1 pseudogene is annotated in these 201 nt (G+C 38.3%); it reads left to right on the top strand.

What is annotated here, in order from left to right:
• Nucleotides 1–201: pseudogene (locus tag RFX69_RS08645) on the top strand (hypothetical protein); the annotation flags it as partial.

The raw sequence follows: 201 nt of genomic DNA, 5'->3' as shown, positions 1-201 counted from the left end.
CAGCAGTTGGGTGAAAACCTTGTCCAAAATGTAAAAGTACGTGAAGTTCTCAACAAAGAAATGACAGGACTTGCCAAAAAGGGGAAGAGCCGAAGCCAGCGTATTACTTTTGAAGATCAAGAAAAAATTCTACAACAAGCCAAGTGGGATAAAAATAATTCCCCAAGATTCGTAAAGCATTATGTATGTTGGGCAATGTTA

It is taken from the genome of Acinetobacter sp. 148 (genome assembly GCF_031196675.1).
Taxonomy (GTDB): Bacteria; Pseudomonadota; Gammaproteobacteria; order Pseudomonadales; family Moraxellaceae; genus Acinetobacter; species Acinetobacter baumannii.
This window is presented reverse-complemented; position numbering and strand designations above follow the sequence as displayed.